Below are 16361 nucleotides of genomic sequence, written 5' to 3' on the forward strand. Positions count from 1 at the left end.
GCCCTCCGGAGAAACTGCGCTGATCCGTGGCCCATCCCGCTTCGTACCGGGCTCATCCCTTGACTACGCCCAGCGGCACCAGGCGGGCGACCGGCCGGGCGAGTCCGGCGCCCTCGGTGACGGCGACGACCGCGTCGACGTCCTTGTACGCCTGCGGTGCCTCCTCCGCGAGGCCGCGCCACGAGGAGGGCCGTACGGCGATGCCCCGGGCCTCCAGCTCGCCGCGAAGCCGCTCCCCACGGACCATCCGCAGCGCCTGGTGCCGGCTCCAGACCCGGCCGGCGCCGTGGCAGGCGGAGTGGAAGGCGTCGTTGCCGGGCAGGCCGACCATCACGTACGAGGCGGTGCCCATGGTCCCGGGGACCAGTACCGGCTGGCCCGCCCGGACGAGGTCCTCCGGCAGGCTCGGGTCCCCGGGCGGCAGCGCACGCGTCGCGCCCTTGCGGTGGACGCACAGGGGACGTGCCACACCGTCCACTTCGTGGGTCTCGATCTTGGCGGTGTTGTGGGAGATGTCGTAGACCAGCTCCAGACCGGCTCCCGCAGCGGTCGCGAAGGCGTGGCGGGCGGCTTCGGACAGCAGCTGGCGGTTGGCCCGGCCGTAATTGGCGGCCGCGGCCATCGCCCCGAGGTAGGCGCGGCCCCGCGGCGAGTCGACCGGCGTACAGGCCAGCTGCCGGTCCGGGACCTGGATGCCGTGCCGGTGCAGCTCCTGGTCCATCACGCGGACATGGTCGGTGCACACCTGGTGCCCCAGACCGCGCGAGCCGCAGTGGATCATGACGCACACCTGGCCCGCCCGCAGCCCGAAGGCCGCCGCGGTGGCCGGGTCGTAGACCTGGTCCACCGCCTGGAGCTCCAGGAAATGGTTGCCCGAGCCGAGGCTTCCCACCTGGTGGAGGCCGCGCTCGACGGCGCGTGCACTCACCTGCCCCGGGGCCGCGCCGTCCAGGACGCCGTAGTCCTCGCAGCGGGTGAGATCGCGCGGCACACCGTGGCCGTGTTCGACCGCGTACCGAGCGCCGCCGACCAGCAGCTCGTCCATCTCCCGGGCCCCCGACAGCTTCCACAGGCCGCCACGGCCCATACCGCGCGGGATGGTGCTGTCGAGGATGTCCATGAGCCGCCGCGTCCGGTCGTGGCCGAGCGCCTCGCGGTCGATGCCGGCGGCCAGCAACCGTACGCCGCAGGAGATGTCGAAACCGACACCGCCGGGCGAGACGACCCCGCCGTGGCCGATGTCGGTGGCGGCCACCCCGCCGATCGGGAAGCCGTAACCCCAGTGGATGTCGGGCATGGCGAAGGAGGCGCGGACGATGCCGGGCAGCGTCGCCACGTTCGCCACCTGGTCCAGCGCCTTGTCCCCCGACGCCTGCGGCAGCAGCGCCCGCGAGGCGAACACGACCCCGGGGACACGCATCGGCTCCCGCTGCTCGATCCGGAAGCGGTACGGGCTGCTCTCCAGCAGTGCGATCTCCACGTCCTTCACCTCCAGTCGACCGTCAGCCATCCCGCCCGGTCGGCGACGACGGTGCCGAACTCGGCGCAGGCGGTGGTGAGCCGGTCGCGGATCCACTCCCGGTCCTCGCCGCTCGCCAGACGGGTGTGGCAGTAGTCCAGGGCCAGTGGCACCGCCCTCACCCGGGCGGGAACCAGGTGCGCGGCATCCGGGCCGTCCAGGGTCACCAGGAAGAGGAGCCCGAGGTCGTTGCGCAGGACCGGGTCGACGGCGTAGTCGTCGACGAAGTCACCCAGGTCGTAGAGGATCCGGTCGGCGATCCCGTGGAAGACGTGGGCGGAGTGCCCGGCGACCAGCGTCGCTCCCGCCGCCAGCAGCTCCGGGGCCGCGGCCGAGACGTGGTGCGGCGGCCGGGAGGTCATGTTGGGGCCCCAGTGCGGGGTGACCAGCACGACATCCGCGGCCGCGGCAGCCCGGCCCACCGACTCCGTCAGCCAGCCGGGCACCCCTGCGTGGAGATCCGCCCAGGCCACACCGGGACGGTCCGCCCCGGCCGCATATTCCTCCGGATGGTCCGTGACCCCCACCACCGCAAGCCGGACACCGCCGGCCTCCAGCACCGCGAACTCCCGGGCCGCGTGCACGTTCGCCCCGGCGCCGACCGTGTGGACGCCCGCCCCGGCCAGCAGGGTGCGGGTGTCGGCCATGGCGTCGAATCCGTAGTCCAGGGCGTGGTTGTTGGCGAGCGTCGCACAGTCCACCCCCAGCTCGGCCAGCACCTTCGCGGCGGCGGAGGGCGCGCGGAAGAAGAAGGCCTTTCGCGGGTCGGGCCGGCGGTGCCCGCGGTCGGAGACACAGCACTCCAGATTGAGCAGGAACAGGTCCGCCTCCGTGAGCGCCTTCCTGACCCCCGTGGAGACCAGTGTCCCCGGCACTGGCGAGCGGCGCAGTTCCTCGGCGACGTTGCGCCCGAGCATGGTGTCGCCCGCCAGTGCCACTGTGAGCGCCATGATCTGCCCCTTCCCTGCCCCCTCAGACGTCGAGGGTCACCCGGCAGGTCCAGCCGCCGGGGCCGTACCGCAGGTGCAGGCCGTGCAGTGAAACGGCCTTCGGTACCGCACCGACCGCGACGGCGGTGCCGGCGTCGGCCATGCGGAAGCGGACCGACAGGCCCCGGCCGTCCCCCGTCGGCCGGATCGCCTCCACCTCCACATCGAGCGGGATCTCGTCGTCGGCATCCATCCGGTAGACGACCTCCTCCAGGACGGACACCAGCAGATCCTCATCGGATTCCGCCGTGGTCGTGTATGCGCGGTCCCCGACGACTGCGGCCCCGGACGTGTCGGCGAAACCCTCCACCACCCCGCGCACAGCCTCGCCGATGCAGCCCGCGGCCGTCGGCGACCATGCCTCCACCTGCATGTCCGCGGTGTGCGGCACAGCCCGGTGACCACTCGCGCCAGGCTGCTTCCCCGCAGGTTTCCGACCGTCCACGGCCGGTGCCTCTCCGTCGTCTCCGTTCGCACAGCCCGAGGCCCGCTTTCCCGGGCAGCAGGCCATGCCTCTTCCAGGGTCGTCCCGTACGCCGCCCCGGGGCAACCTCCACGAGGCGCGGCCACCCGCCGGCGCTGCCCCTGCCACGCGCAGGCGCACTCCGCGCCGCAATGGCGACGCGGCTCGGAGAGACCGGCCGCGATGCACGGCTCGGAAACCGGACGGAAGGAAGGACCCGTGGGGAGGCGGAGCACGCCGCCGGGGTCGGGGCAGCGAGGACGGTCGGCGATGCGATCGTCGGCGTATCCCTGGCCGTCGCTCTGCTCCGTGACGGCGACGCGGTCTCGGGGGTCGTCCCAGGTGCCGTCTGCCGGCTCGACAACGATGCCATCCGGGCGCAGGCGCGCACGGTGGGGCCACCGCACGCCGGCGCCCTGGCCGGCCCGGCTCGTGATCACGGTGTGATGCGCCTCGGCGTACGGTCTCGGGAAGCACGGCTCCCGCCCGGCCGGGCGAGCTTCTCCGGTTGGCCGCCGGCCACGAGGACGTCCCTGCGCAGGCGCGCCCTCTGCTCGACCTCTCGGCTCGTCCGTGCTCCACGCCGGAACGGGACCGAGGGAAGCCTGCGGAGCGCGAAGCCGGCCCACGCCGCCGCCGCGGCGGGTCTGGACCCGCTCTCGCCTCGGGAGGCACCAAGACTCCCCGCAGCGCCGACGACGGCCTCCGCTTCGGCCTCGCCCCCGTCACCGGCACCGGCACCGGCACCGGCACCGGCACCGGCACCGGCAGGCACGCACCCACCGGTCAAGCAGGCAGCCGGGGCACGCTTTCGACCAGGCGACGCGTGTACGGGTGCGCGGGAGAGCCCAGCACCTGTGCGGTTTCGCCCTGTTCGACAATGCGGCCGTTCTCGAGGACGGCAGTGCGTTCGCACAGCGAGGCGACCACCGACAGGTCGTGGGAGACCATGACGAGGGTCAGGCCCTGCTCCTGCTTCAACTCGTTGAGCAGTTCCACGACTTTGACGCGAGTCGTGACGTCGAGAGCGCTGACGGGCTCGTCGGCGAGCAGCACTCGCGGGTCGCACACGGTCGCGCGGGCAATCGCGATGCGCTGGCGCTGGCCGCCGGAGAATTCGTGTGGATAGCGCTCCGCCGCGTCGGCCGGGAGTCCGACCCGCTGCAGGGCGTCGGCCACCTTGGGTACGGCGGTGACCCGGCTGTCGATACCCAGGGAACGCAGGGGTTCGGACACGATGCTGCCGACGCGCTGACGCGGGTCCAGCGACGAGTACGGGTCCTGGAAGACGCACTGCACGCTGCGCCGGAAACGCCGCGTCTGCTTGCTGTCGCGCGGTTTCAGCTCCTCGCCGTCGAACCGGACGGTGCCGGAGGTCGGCCGGGCGAGTCCCAGCAGCAGTCGCAGCAGGGTGGTCTTGCCCGCACCCGATTCGCCGACAAGGGCGAGGCTCTGCCCCGTCTCGACGGCGAGGGAGATGTCCTCGACGACGGGCGCGGCGTGTCCTCGGTAGCTGAAGGAGGCCCCGTTCAGCTCCAGTACGGGCGTCATCGCGCGCTCCTCAGGTCCAGAGCTGATTCCAGCTGCCGCGCGCTTGCCACCAGCGCCTTGGTGTACTCCTCACGCGGGGTCCGCACGATCTCGCGAACGTCGCCCTCCTCGACGGCGCGGCCGTCCTTCATGACCAGGACGCGATCGGCGACCTTCGAGACGACCGCGAGGTCGTGGCTGACGAAGAGGACGGCCATGTCCCGTTCCCGTACGAGGGTGTCGAGCAGGTCGAGCATGTCGGACTGCACGGTGACGTCGAGGGCGGTGGTCGGCTCGTCCGCGATGAGCAGCTTCGGGTCGCAGGCCAGTGCCATGGCGAGTGCGATGCGTTGGCGCTGTCCGCCGGAGATCTCGTGCGGGAAGGCGCGGGCGATGCGCTCGGGTTCGGGCAGCCGCACCTGCTCCAGCGCTTCTCCGACCGACCGCCTCAGTTCGGCGCCCTTCAGCCCTCGCCTTCTGCTCAGCGGTTCGGCGATCTGCCGGCCGACGCGCATCAGGGGGTCGAGTGCGGTGAGTGGCTCCTGGAAGACGATGGCGGCGTCCCGGCCGCGTAGACCCGCGAGCTGTTTCTCACTGGCGCCCACGATCTGGGTGCCGGCGAGCTCGGCGCTGCCGGTGGCCGTCATGCCGTCGGGGAGCAGGCCGAGCACGGCGAGGGTGGTCAGCGATTTCCCGGAGCCCGACTCTCCGATGAGGCCGAGGCGTTCGCCGGGGGCCATGGTCAGCGAGAGGCCGTCGACGAGGATGTGCCCGTCAGCCGTACGGATCGTGAGGTCACGTACGTCGAGGATGTTCATGCGCGCCTCCGCCGGGCCGCGGGGTCGAGGGTGTCGCGCAGTCCGTCGGCGATGAGGTTCACGCCGATGACGAGCAGGACGAGAAGGATGCCCGGGGCCAGCGCGCCCGCCGGGGCCGTGGTGAAGGTGGCCTGCGCCTCCTGGAGCATGCGGCCCCACGAGGCGTTGGGCGGCGGCGCTCCCAGACCCAGGTAGGACAGGCCGGCCTCGGCCAGTACCGCGAGCCCGAACTGGAGGGCCAGGTTGACCAGGAGCGTGGGCCAGATGTTGGGCAGCACGTGCCCGGCCACGATCCGCGGCCACGACGTGCCCGATGTGCGCGCGGCCGTGATGTAGTCCTGCGCCAGGACCCGCTTGACCAGGACCCGTACCAGCCGTGCCACGACCGCGCTCTGCGCGAGGCCGATCGCCAGCACGGCGGAGCCCAGTGTGGCCGAGCGGGCGGCGACGATGAGCATCGCCAGCAGCAGCGTCGGGAAGGCGATCAGGATGTCGAGGAACGCCGAGAGCGTGTCGTCGAGCCAGCCCTGCGCGAACGCGGCCAGCACTCCCAGCGTGCCGCCGAGGGCGGCGGCGATGAGGACCGATCCCAGGCCCGCTTCGAAGGCGATACGGGAGCCGGTCATCAGCTGGGTGAACAGATCGCGGCCGAGCTTGTCGGTGCCGAGCAGATGGCCCGCACCGGGGCCCGTGAGCCGTCCGCCGGACGTGTCGTCGGCGGCGTACGGGAGCCAGAAAAGCGAGACCACCGCAAGCACGGCGATCAGGCCGGCCAGGACGCATCCGACGGTCAATGTGTACGAGCGCTTCGTCGACTGCTTCATCTGCTTCATCGGACGCCTCCCGAGAGCCTGCCGCGCAGCCGCGGATCGATGATCCGCTGTGCGAAGTCGGCCGCGAAGCCGATGACGAGCACCGCGAGCGTGGAGACGAACAGCACACCCTGGATCACTGGATAGTCGTGCTGCGCGATGCCGGTCGCGAGCAGGGAGCCGAGGCCCGGGAGCGCATACACGGACTCCACGACCACCGCGCCCAGCAGCGTGGACGCCAGCTCGATGCCGAGGATCGAGATCACCGGGACCGAGGCGTTGCGCAGCCCGTGCCGCCACATGGCCTGTCCGAACGACGAGCCCATGGCCCGGGCGGTGCGCAGATAGTCGCTGCCCAGCACGTCGAGTGCGGCCGACCTGACGTAGCGGATCAGCGAGGCGCTCATCACGAGCGCGATGGTGATCACGGGCAGGGCGAGTGAGCGGACCGCCTCGGCCGGCTGTGACCAGCCGTCCTGCGGGAAGCCGCCCGCGGGAAGCCAGCCGGCGTTCAGGGCGAAGACGGCGATGAGGATCATTCCGAGCCAGAACACGGGGACGGCGATGCCCAGTTGGGACACTCCGTTGAGCAGTGCGCCGTACCAGGTCCGGCGTCGGTGTGCGGCCACGAAGCCGACCGGAACGGCGATGAGCACCGCGAGGACGAAGGCGGCCAGCGTGAGCGGAACGGTGACGTTCAGCCGGGAGCCGATCTCCGGGCCGACCGGCAGCGAGCTGACGAACGACGTACCGAGGTCACCGCTGGCCAACTGCCCGATCCAGTGGAAGAACTGCTCGGGCAGCGGCTTGTCGGAGCCTATGGAGTGCCGCGCGGCCGCGATCTGCTCGGGGCTGGCGCCCACGGAGGTGAGCGCGTTGGCGGGGTCGCCCGGCAGCATGCGCAGCAGCACGAACAGGACCACGCTCGCGAGCGCCAGCGAAACCAGCAGGAAGGCCAGACGGCGCAGAAGATACCGGGCCATCAGCCCTTCTTGATGTCGTAGGCGAAGAACTGGGAGTTGAGGCCGTTGACCGGGTAGCCGGACAGCTTGCTGTTGGCCACGACGATCTGCGGGTACAGGTACAGCCAGTCGCTGGCCGCGTCCTCGGCGGTCTTGCGGTTGACCTTCTTCAGGAGTTCGGTCTGCTCAGCGGTGCTGGACGCCTGCTCGGCCTCCTCGACCCACTGGGTGACCTGCTTGTTGTCGTAGCCCCAGTAGAAGTCGGGGTTGCCGTACCAGACCAGGTCGCGGTCGTTGACGTGTTCCTGGAGGGTGGCCGTGAAGTCGTGGTTCTTGTAGACCTTCGTGTACCACTCGTCCGGCGTGATCGTGTTGATCTTGACGGTGATGCCGACCTTGGCGAGCTGCGACTTGATGAACGTCGCGGCGGTCGGGTGCGGGTCGTAGTTCGGGGTGTCGAGGGTGAAGCTGAAACCGTTCTCGTATCCGGCCTCGGCAAGGAGCTTCTTGGCGCGCGCGGTGTCGTAACCGTTGACCTTGGTCAGGTCCTCGTACCACGGGTCGGTGGGCGGCACCATGGAGCCGATCGGCTTGCCGTAGCCGCCCCAGACGGACTCCAGCAGCTTCTTGTCGTCGATGGCGGCGGACACGGCCTGGCGGACCTTGACGTCCGTGAAGGGCTTGGCCTTGTCGTTGAAGGCGAGCAGCAGCTTGGTCGTCGAGTTGCCGTCGTTGACCTTGTAGTTCTGGTTGCTCTTGAACTGGTCGAGAGCATCGGGCGACTGCTCGCTCGTGACGACGTCGACCGCGTTGGTCAGCAGCGCGTTGTTCAGCGCGGTGGCGTCCTTGTAGTAATGGAAGACGACCTGCTTGTTGGCGGCCGCGTCGCCCCAGTAGCCGGCGAACCGGTCGAGGCTGAGAGCGGAGCCGCGGGTCCACTTGTTCAGCTTGTACGGGCCGGTGCCGTCCTCGGTCGTCTTGAGGCCCTGCGCCTGGGAGTTGATGATCCAGACGTAGGAGAGGTTGTAGACGAAGGAGATCGACTTCTTCGACAGCTGGACCTGCACCGTGCGCGCGTCAGGGGTCTCGACGGACTTGACGACCTCGAGATTGCTCTTGCGCGCGGACTGCGAGTCCTTCGCGATCACCTTCTCCAGGCTGTACTTGACGTCCTGGCTGGTGAGCTTCTTGCCGCTGTGGAACTTCACGCCGTCGCGCAGGGTGAAGGTGTACGTGAGTCCGTCGCCGCTGACCTTGTAGTCCTGGGCGAGCAGCTTCTCGACCTTGCCGTCGTCGGTGAGCTTGAACAGCCCTTCGTACACATTGCCGTTGAGCGCCTCGGTGACGCCCTGACCACCGCCCGCGGTGTTGTCGAGATTCTGCGGCTCGTAGAGCGATCCGATGTTGACCGTGGCGTTCTTGTCGTGCGCCCCTCCGACAGCACCGCCCGCGTGGGAGCCCCCGCCGCAAGCCGTCAGGGTCAGGGCGAGGGCGGCGGCGGTGGCTCCGCCGTACAGGGAAGTCTTCTTGATGCTCATGAGGAGTACGCGCTTTCGTGCTGCGAGGCGAAGGGGTGCGGGGGCGATCAGTGCTGTGCGGCGTAGCCGTCGCGGAAGACGGGCCGCTTCTCTCCGGCCTCTACGGGCAGGTGGAAACGGTTCTGCCGCGGCGGCATCGGACAGTTGTACTGGTCGGAGAAGCCGCAGGGGGGCACGAAGGCACGGTTGAAGTCGAGCAGGACGCGGCCCTCGCCGGTGCGGGTGACGAAGAGGAAGCGCCCCGCGCCGTAGGTGATGTCGCCGTTGGTGGGGTCGCCGAAGACGAGCAGCAGGGTGCCGTCGTCGTCGAAGGCGCTCAGCGTGTAGTCCCGGCCGTCCAGGGTGAGCTGGATGTCTCCCGGCACGACGAGGTCCCGGGTGCCGCCGTTGTCCCGGATGTGCTCGAATCCGACCCGCCTGGCGCCCGGCACCGTGGTGTACGAGGCCTCCAGCACCCAGGCCGAGTCGTACGGGAAGACGTCGGTGCGATCGAAGTTCTGGATCGCGGGGGACCGGGCGTCCCAGAATCGAAGACCGTACTCGGGCTCGCCGGTGACGGAATCGGTGCGCTCGACTGTGGTGACGATCACAGAATCCGGCTGTCCGGCTCGGGCCGCATCGAGGTCGGGGCGCTCACCCGCGGGAGCCCAGCGGGTCTCGACGAGGGCGAGATTCCCGGTGGCAGAGGTGACGGAGCGCCGCCGCTCGGCGCGCCATGCCTCCCAGTCCCCGGCGGGATCGGTCGGCTGGTCGGGTACTACGGCGGCGTGGGACACGGCATTACTCATTCACGTAGACATGCGTGGGCCGCCACGCCTCGAACGTTACGTTGCGTGATCTTTAGCCCAAAGGACCTTCTTTATCTTCCATAAGGCGAGCTAATGTCAAATTGGGCTGAATAGTGCGACCGAGCCGGAGCCGCAGCCACCGGGGTCCCGGCGTGAGCAACGGACCGCCCGGTGCTCACACCGGCGCACGTGGTGGTCGGCGCACAGGCTGGGCATGAGGGCGAATCCCCGGACCGGATCCGCTCCGACGGGACGCCGCCGTTGCCCGCCTGCCGTACCGGTCCTGACATGCCATGGGCTGGAGCAATGACCGGCCCGAAGCCGTGCGGCGCAGCAAGATGGTCGTTTTGACCACGTCTTGCGTCAGGAGTTCCGCGTGTACAGGTTGTGTGAGTGGACCTGCCGGGGGCGCCGTCCGCGTACGGGCCACGCGGTGGCTCCGTGCTCCGGCGGGGCGGCGTCCGCGCCCGCTCCGCGCCGGAGGGAGCAGTGAGGTGGCCGGGCCGGGCCGGGGCGGCGGGCGACTGGACGGCGCAGCCTGGCAACGGGGGCCCGCAGGTGCCCGCCGCGCCCGCGTGGATGCGCTGGCTGCCCGCCTTCTACATCGCGGGCATCCTGGTGCTCGAACCCGTCACGCCCGTGCAGTGGCCCGTAAGCTTCCTGCTCATCGCCCTCCCGGTGATCGCGGCCTTCGCCCACGGCCCCGCTGCCGTCGCTGCCATCACCGTGTTCGCGATCGTCTTCGAAGGGGTCCTGGCCGGCACCCCGTGCTGCGCGGGCCGCACGGTGAGCTACGTGTGGGAGCGCCACTACGTGGCCGCCTACCTGTGCACCGCCCTGGTCGGCGTTCTCGGAACGATCCTGGCTGCCCACCGCGTGCGCCGGGAGCGCACCCTCGCCACCGTGCGTTTCGTGGCCGAGATCGCGCAGCATGTCCTGCTCAGCCCGGTCCCTCGCCGCATCGGCCCCATCCAGGTGGAAACCCTGTACCTGTCCGCCGCCGCGGAAGCACGCATCGGTGGCGACCTGTACGAGGCCGTCCCCACCACGTACGGACTCCGGCTCGTCATCGGCGACGTCCGCGGAAAGGGCCTCCTCGCCGTGGAGACGGCCGCCACCCTGCTCGGTGCCTTTCGTGAGGCCGCCCACGACGAACCCGACCTCGCCGACGTTGTCCGCCGGGTGGAGACCAGCATGAACCGCAGGTCCGCCCGCCTTGCCGGAAGCGACACGGGCGAACGCTTCGTCACGGCCGTCTTCGCGGAGATCCCCCGCCGCCACGTGGTCCGCATCGTCAACTGCGGCCACCCCCCGCCCCTGCTCATCCGCTCCGACGGCGTCACCGAGCTGGAGACGGCCGACCCCGCACCGCCGCTCAACCTCGGCATGCTCCTCACCGAGAACTACCGGATCGACGAGTACCCCTTCCGCCCGGGCGACCAGTTGCTGCTCTACACCGACGGCGTCACCGAAGCACGCGACCCCGCGGGGGCCTTCTACCCCCTCCCCCAGCGTGTCCTCTCCTGGGGTCTCCTCCCGCCCCGGGAACTCCTCGACCGCCTCCACCGCGACCTCCTCGCCTACAGCAACAACCGCCTCCACGACGACACCGCGGCTCTCGCCGTCTACCACCTGCCCGACTGAGGGTTGTCCCGTAGTCGGCCCCTGGGAGCGGCCGGCATACGGGCGGGGCAGGCCGGCTCCAGGCCCGGCCGGCGCCCGCGCCGCCACCGGCCGCTCCCAGGGGCGGACTGCGTGACGGTGGCCTGCCGTTCATGGAAGTCGCCGGAGTCTCATGCGTCTTCGGCGCGTACGTCGACGGCGGCCGAGAGCCGGATGTCGGTGGCACTGCGGCCGGCCAGGACCCGGTACGTGCCCGGGACCGCAGTCCAGCCGTCCGCGCCCTCGTCCCAGATCCTGAAGACCGGCTCGGGAAGCCGGATCTCGGTCGTCACGGTCTCGCCCGGCCCCGCGGTGACGGTGGCGAATCCCGCGAGCCACCGCTCCGGCCGCTCCACGGCGTCGGGCCCGGCGGCGGCCGCGTAGAGCTGGACCACTTCCCGGCCCGGACGGTCGCCGGTGTTGCGCAGCCGGATGCGGACCGTGTCCGTGTCCGTGACCTCGATGTGTTCGTACGACCAGTCGGTGTAGCCGAGTCCGTGGCCGAAGGGGTAGGCGGGGGCGACGTCGTGACGCTGCCAGGCGCGGTAGCCGATGGACACGCCCTCGTCGTAGCGCAGGACCCCGCCGGCAGGGGTGACCCGGGTGACGGGGGCGTCGGCGAGGCGGGCGGGCCAGGTGGTGGGCAGGCGGCCACCCGGCTCCGCATGGCCGAGGACCACATCGGCCAGGGCCGCGCCGCCCTCCTGCCCCGGGAACCAGCTCAGCAGCACCGCGGCAACGTCCTCACGCCACGGCATTTCCACCGGGGCACCGGAGTTGACGACCACGACGGTACGCGGGTTGGCGGTGGCGACGCGGGCGACGAGTTCGTCCTGGCGCCCCGGCAACCGCAGGCCGGCGCGGTCGAAGCCCTCGCTCTCGACGCGCTCGGTGGTGGCGACCACGACGACCGCGACGTCGGCGGCGGGCCGCCGCGGCGGCTGCCTCCTCGATCAGTCGATCGCCGTCGCGTTCCGGCGCCCGGTGGGCGAGGCCGAAAGCGACGCCGCGCAGCGGGCCGATGGCGCCCTTGGGGGTGTGGTCGAGGAGGCTGACCGTGACCGGGCGGCCCGCTTCCAGGTCCGCGGAACCACGCGGCAGGCAGCGGCCGACGAGCACCGCGTCCATCGGGTCCGCGGTGTCCGGGTCGTCCACGCCTTCGTACACGACGCTGCCGTCCACGGTGAGCCGGAAGTCGCCGATGCCGCGGGTGCCGAAGTGGTGCGTGCCGCTGTCGTGCGGTGTGAAGGTACCGGTGATCTCGACCGAGTGCAGGGCCTCGAAGTCGACACCGCCGGGCAGCGCGTCGGCCGTCCAGCGCAGGTGGCCGATGGGGAGAGGGGCATCGGCGAGAACGGTGCCGCGCTCGTCCCGCAGTACAGCTCGGAGCGTGAACCCTTGTGCCGCGACGGACAGTTCGTTGTCCGGGTCGGCTCCCAGGGCGTGGTCGAGCCGTATGCCGGCGGGGAGCGCGGCACGCAGCCCGTCCAGCGGGGAGACGACGTGTGCGGGGAAGACCGTGGCGGAGCCGCCGCCGAGGATGCGGGCGTCGCGGGCGGCGCGGCCGATGAGCGCGATCCGGCGCGTGCCGGACGCGCTCAGGGGCAGGGTCCGGTCGCGGTTCTCCAGCATCACGATGGACCGGGTGGCGATCTCGCGGGCCACGGCCTCCCCGTCCACGGGCACGGGGCGGTCGTCTTCCGCCACCACCGGCAGGGCGCCCTCCAGCAGGCCGAGGCGCGCGGCGAGCAGCAGGACGCGCCGTACGGCGGTGTCCACCGCGGACTCCGGTACGTGTCCGTCGCGCACGGCGGCGGCGAGCGCCGGTCCGAACACGGTGGACGGACCCGGCATGGCGATGTCGAGGCCGCCCCCGATGGCCCGTACGGTGTCGCGGGCGGCCAGCCAGTCCGAGACGACGACGCCGTCGAAGCCCCACTCCTCGCACAACACACCGGCCTGGAGTGCCCGATGCTCCGTCATGGTGGACCCGTTGACGGAGTGGTACGCGGACATCAGCGCCCAGGGCCGGGCGGTGGCGATGATTTCCTCGAACGGGGCGAGATACAGCTCGCGCAGGGCGCGCGCGCCGGCCTGGTTGTCCACGGTGAAGCGCTCGGTCTCGGCGTCGTTGGCGACGAAGTGCTTGACCGTGGCGGCAACCCCGCTCTCCTGGAGCCCCGTGACGTAACCCGCACCGATGCGGGCCGTCAGCAGCGGGTCCTCCGAGTAGCACTCGAAGTGGCGACCGCCCAGTGGGCTCCGGTGCAGGTTGACGGTGGGGGCGAGCAGGACGTGGACGCCCTTGCGGTGGGCCTCCTGGGCGAGGGCACGGCCCGCCGTGCGGGCCAGGTCCGGGCTCCAGGTGGCGGCGAGGGCGGTGGGGCTGGGCAGGGCGAGGGCCGGATCGTCCGGATTGAACTCAGGCCCCCGGACACCGACGGGCCCGTCCGACAGCGTCACGGACTCCAGGCCGATCTCCGGGACGGCGGGCAGGGACCACAGGTCCTGGCCTGCGAGCAGGCGCGTCTTGGTGTCCAGGTCGAGGCGGGCCAGGGCGGCCTCGACGACGACGGCGCGGTCGGGGTGATGCATCGTTGGTTCCCTTGCTCGGGTGCGGGGCTCACTCAGGAATGCGCCGGGGCGGGCAGGTCCACGTCGGGCCGGCGCGGATCGGGGTCGGCCGGGACGACGCCGGAGGTCTCCACCAGCCGGCGCAGCACGGCGTCGTGCAGGCGCCGCTCCACCTCGGCGTATTCGGGACGGCCCGCGAGGTTGGTGCACTCGTGCGGGCCCTCGGCGCGGTGGTACGGCTCGGGCTGCTCATACAGCCGCCACACGTACGTCCACTCCCGGTCCCGGACGGCGACGGCCCTGCCCGCCAAGGTCGGATCTTCGTGCTGGAGCGCCGACTTCAGGTCGTACGGGAATGCGGCGTGCTCCATCTGCGGCTCCTCCTCCACAGTGAACCCGCCCTCGGTGAAAGCGAGTTCGCGGTGGGGCGCCGCCGGATCGCGCAGCAACGGCAGAAGGCTGCGGCCGAAGTGGCGATGGGGCGCGGGCACGCCCGCGAGATCGAGCACGGTGGGCAGGACGTCGACCATCTCCACCATCGCGTCGCATTCCCGGCCGCCCTCGCCGAGCCCGGGAGCGCTGATGATCAGCGGGTCGCGGGTGATGCAGTCGTGCATCGCGGACGGCCACTTCTCGATCACCCCGTGGTCGCCGAGGTATTCACCGTGGTCGGCGAAGAAGAGGGTGACGGTGCGGGCCGCGGCACCGGCCTGCTCGACTGCCCGGGAGACCCTGCCGAGTTGGTCGTCCAGGCGGGAGACCATTCCGTAGTACGTGGCGCCGACGCCGGGGTCGTGCAGGAAGGCGAGGATCAGCACGCCGAAGACCACCTGGACGGCGCCGGAGGCGAAGAAACCGTACCGCCAGCCGTTCTGCACGTCCGCGAGAAGGCCGAGCACCGGTCCCGCCATGCCCAGGCCGAGCGCGGCGATGCCGTAGAGCACGCCGACCGCTCGGCCGCGGCCGGCATCGTCGAAGAGGTCGGCCACCAGGCCGTTGGCGAGCGGGCCGCCGCCCGCGATCCCGGCCGCGGCGACGGTGGCCAGGACGAGGAGTTGAACGAAGTTCTGGGCGAGACCCATGGCCGCGGTCCACACGCCCCAGAAACCGCAACAGACGGCGAGGACGTTCTTGCGCGGCCATCTGCGGGCCAGGGCGACCCATACGGGCCCGGCGACCACGGTGACCAGCTTGCTCACGGCGACCAGCCGGCCGAGCGCGGCGAGGGAAGACCGAGAGCGGCACGCAGCGCCGGAAAGAGAACTGACAGCACACTGGACTCGCTGTTGTCGACGCTCAACAACCCGCCGAGCAGGGATAGTTGCCGCCATGGCCCGGGGCTTTGGGCGGTGGTGCCTTCGTCGGCGGCGCGGCGGACTGCGCCGATGCGGACGGTACGGCATCGGTCGGCATCACGGCTCCCTTGCCGGTGCTGGGACATGCGGGGGCGATGCGGGTGGGCCGTCCTGCCCGGAGAGGGTGCGCTGGTCACGGGTCTGCAGCAGATGGATCCAGCGTTCGAGGAGCTCAGCGGTGCGCGGCCGGTCGGGGGCGCGCCAGGACACGGGGATGTTCAGGGTCGCGAGGCGCTGCTCCAGGTCGTCCGCGAGATGCGCGCGGCCGGTGGCGCGCAGATGTGCGGCGTAGCGGACGGGGTCGTTGTAATACGTCGGCCCGGTCTGCAGGGTGGCCTGCATGGGGTCGGGCAGGGCGCCGGGCCGGCCCGCGTACTCGTGCCACCATTCGGCGAGACGAGACCGCATCCGGGCGGCCGGACCGAAGTGCCCGATCACACCGTTGGTGATGCCGAACCGACCGCTCGTCAGAGCGGTACGGGACGGCAGGCACGGCGAGTCGGAGCAGTAGTAGCGGTCGAAGACGACGGACTTGTCGGCGAGCTTCTGCAGGTTGGGGGTGGTGGGACGGTGGTATCCGTACGGGGTGGTGTGGTCGGCGCGGAGGGTGTCCACGTCGACGTAGATGATGCGCATGTGCGGCTCCCGGAAGGGGATCGGGCAAGGGGCGACCGCAACATGGCGGTGCGGCTCGCCACGCGCTGCGGAAGCGGTATGGAGGAGTGGAGGAGGGGAGGCTTTCCAGGAGGGCGGCGGGGATCAGCGGCCGAGCCGGGCTTCCAGGCGGGCCTCGGTCAGCTGGAGCCAGGCGATGTAGGAGGCGGCGAACGCGTAGCCGTGCTCGTGGGCCATGGTGTGCACCTCGCGGGCCCAGTTCGCGTCGAGACCGTCGATCTGCGGCTCGTACGGGGTGGGCGCGGGCAGAACGGCACTGAGCGCGTCGTGCTTGAGCCGGTAGGCCAGCTCCGTGCGTACGACGTCCAGGGCGATCTCGGGGTCGAGCTGCCCGGCGAAGAGGAAGCGCAGTTTGAACTCGGGGTCCATCGGGCGCGGCGACGGCTCGTACGGGGAACGCGCCCACGCGAGGAGCGCCTCCCGGCCCTCTTCGGTGAGCCGGTAGACCTTGGCGTCGGGCCGCCCTTCACGCGGGTCGATGTCGAAGTCCACCCAGCCGCGCTCCACCAGGGTGCCGAGCCTGCGGTAGATCTGCGGCAGCTTGACGCCGTAGCCGATGTACCGGCCCGGCCCGTCCATCCAGCGGCGCAGGTCGTAGCCGGACAGGCGCCGCAGGGCCAGCGCACCGAGGATTACGTAGTCGAGCTGCATCCGGTCCTCATATGTTCTTGGGTAT

13 protein-coding genes and 1 pseudogene are annotated in these 16361 nt (G+C 71.2%); 1 reads left to right on the forward strand and 13 read right to left on the reverse strand.

Annotation, left to right across the window (positions count from 1 at the left end):
* Window positions 1–52: 52 nt before the first annotated feature.
* The 9 genes from ACIOMQ_RS21235 to ACIOMQ_RS21275 form a co-directional block, all read right to left on the reverse strand.
* Window positions 53–1480 carry an RtcB family protein gene (locus ACIOMQ_RS21235; RefSeq protein ID WP_362206993.1) on the reverse strand — a complete coding sequence of 476 codons (1428 nt, stop codon included), beginning with the start codon at window positions 1478–1480 and terminating at the stop codon, window positions 53–55.
* 5 nt (window positions 1481–1485) lie between these two features.
* Window positions 1486–2469 (reverse strand): CapA family protein, encoded by a 984-nt coding sequence (locus ACIOMQ_RS21240; protein WP_362206992.1) that lies wholly within the window; start codon window positions 2467–2469, stop codon window positions 1486–1488.
* Window positions 2470–2491: 22 nt separating this feature from the next.
* Window positions 2492–2953: an archease gene (locus ACIOMQ_RS21245; RefSeq protein WP_401264955.1), complete on the reverse strand. Its 462-nt coding sequence runs from the start codon at window positions 2951–2953 to the stop codon at window positions 2492–2494.
* An 804-nt stretch (window positions 2954–3757) separates the two neighbouring features.
* Complete coding sequence (locus tag ACIOMQ_RS21250) at window positions 3758–4522, reverse strand: ABC transporter ATP-binding protein (protein ID WP_362206990.1); 765 nt, start codon at window positions 4520–4522, stop codon at window positions 3758–3760.
* Complete coding sequence (locus ACIOMQ_RS21255; protein ID WP_362206989.1) at window positions 4519–5319, reverse strand: ABC transporter ATP-binding protein; 801 nt, start codon at window positions 5317–5319, stop codon at window positions 4519–4521. The genes ACIOMQ_RS21250 and ACIOMQ_RS21255 overlap by 4 nt, the downstream gene beginning before the upstream one ends.
* Window positions 5316–6152, reverse strand: a complete 837-nt coding sequence (locus ACIOMQ_RS21260) for an ABC transporter permease (RefSeq protein ID WP_401941082.1) — start codon at window positions 6150–6152, stop codon at window positions 5316–5318. Before ACIOMQ_RS21260 ends, ACIOMQ_RS21255 begins: the two co-directional genes overlap by 4 nt.
* Complete coding sequence (locus ACIOMQ_RS21265; protein WP_362206987.1) at window positions 6149–7114, reverse strand: ABC transporter permease; 966 nt, start codon at window positions 7112–7114, stop codon at window positions 6149–6151. Before ACIOMQ_RS21265 ends, ACIOMQ_RS21260 begins: the two co-directional genes overlap by 4 nt.
* On the reverse strand, window positions 7114–8631 hold the full coding sequence (locus tag ACIOMQ_RS21270) for an ABC transporter substrate-binding protein (RefSeq protein ID WP_402189818.1): 1518 nt from the start codon (window positions 8629–8631) through the stop codon (window positions 7114–7116). Before ACIOMQ_RS21270 ends, ACIOMQ_RS21265 begins: the two co-directional genes overlap by 1 nt.
* Window positions 8632–8678: 47 nt before the next feature.
* Window positions 8679–9419, reverse strand: coding sequence for a DUF1684 domain-containing protein (locus ACIOMQ_RS21275; RefSeq protein ID WP_402189820.1), 741 nt, complete (start codon window positions 9417–9419; stop codon window positions 8679–8681).
* Window positions 9420–9908: 489 nt separating this feature from the next.
* On the opposite strand from ACIOMQ_RS21275, the gene ACIOMQ_RS21280 reads away from it, so the two are divergent.
* Window positions 9909–11063, forward strand: coding sequence for a PP2C family protein-serine/threonine phosphatase (locus ACIOMQ_RS21280; RefSeq protein WP_362206984.1), 1155 nt, complete (start codon window positions 9909–9911; stop codon window positions 11061–11063).
* Window positions 11064–11212: 149 nt separating this feature from the next.
* On the opposite strand, the pseudogene ACIOMQ_RS21285 reads toward ACIOMQ_RS21280, so the two are convergent.
* From ACIOMQ_RS21285 to ACIOMQ_RS21300, 4 genes and pseudogenes are all read right to left on the reverse strand, one after another.
* Window positions 11213–13676 (reverse strand): annotated as a pseudogene (locus ACIOMQ_RS21285) (beta-glucosidase H).
* A 32-nt stretch (window positions 13677–13708) separates the two neighbouring features.
* Complete coding sequence (locus tag ACIOMQ_RS21290; RefSeq protein WP_402189822.1) at window positions 13709–15058, reverse strand: MFS transporter; 1350 nt, start codon at window positions 15056–15058, stop codon at window positions 13709–13711.
* A 9-nt stretch (window positions 15059–15067) separates the two neighbouring features.
* Window positions 15068–15646: a sulfatase-like hydrolase/transferase gene (locus tag ACIOMQ_RS21295; RefSeq protein WP_402189825.1), complete on the reverse strand. Its 579-nt coding sequence runs from the start codon at window positions 15644–15646 to the stop codon at window positions 15068–15070.
* 123 nt (window positions 15647–15769) lie between these two features.
* On the reverse strand, window positions 15770–16336 hold the full coding sequence (locus ACIOMQ_RS21300; protein WP_402189827.1) for a PadR family transcriptional regulator: 567 nt from the start codon (window positions 16334–16336) through the stop codon (window positions 15770–15772).
* Window positions 16337–16361 lie beyond the last annotated feature (25 nt).

The organism is Streptomyces sp. NPDC087845 (assembly GCF_044742755.1).
In the GTDB taxonomy this organism is placed as follows: Bacteria; Actinomycetota; Actinomycetes; order Streptomycetales; family Streptomycetaceae; genus Streptomyces.

Coding starts and splice junctions, on each gene's coding strand:
- ACIOMQ_RS21240 (WP_362206992.1), bottom strand. CDS start 2,469: ATGGCGCTCACAGTGGCACTGGCGGGCGACACCATGCTCGGGCGCAAC.
- ACIOMQ_RS21250 (WP_362206990.1), bottom strand. CDS start 4,522: ATGACGCCCGTACTGGAGCTGAACGGGGCCTCCTTCAGCTACCGAGGA.
- ACIOMQ_RS21255 (WP_362206989.1), bottom strand. CDS start 5,319: ATGAACATCCTCGACGTACGTGACCTCACGATCCGTACGGCTGACGGG.
- ACIOMQ_RS21260 (WP_401941082.1), bottom strand. CDS start 6,152: ATGAAGCAGATGAAGCAGTCGACGAAGCGCTCGTACACATTGACCGTC.
- ACIOMQ_RS21265 (WP_362206987.1), bottom strand. CDS start 7,114: ATGGCCCGGTATCTTCTGCGCCGTCTGGCCTTCCTGCTGGTTTCGCTG.
- ACIOMQ_RS21270 (WP_402189818.1), bottom strand. CDS start 8,631: ATGAGCATCAAGAAGACTTCCCTGTACGGCGGAGCCACCGCCGCCGCC.
- ACIOMQ_RS21275 (WP_402189820.1), bottom strand. CDS start 9,419: ATGAGTAATGCCGTGTCCCACGCCGCCGTAGTACCCGACCAGCCGACC.
- ACIOMQ_RS21290 (WP_402189822.1), bottom strand. CDS start 15,058: ATGCCGTACCGTCCGCATCGGCGCAGTCCGCCGCGCCGCCGACGAAGG.
- ACIOMQ_RS21295 (WP_402189825.1), bottom strand. CDS start 15,646: ATGCGCATCATCTACGTCGACGTGGACACCCTCCGCGCCGACCACACC.
- ACIOMQ_RS21300 (WP_402189827.1), bottom strand. CDS start 16,336: ATGCAGCTCGACTACGTAATCCTCGGTGCGCTGGCCCTGCGGCGCCTG.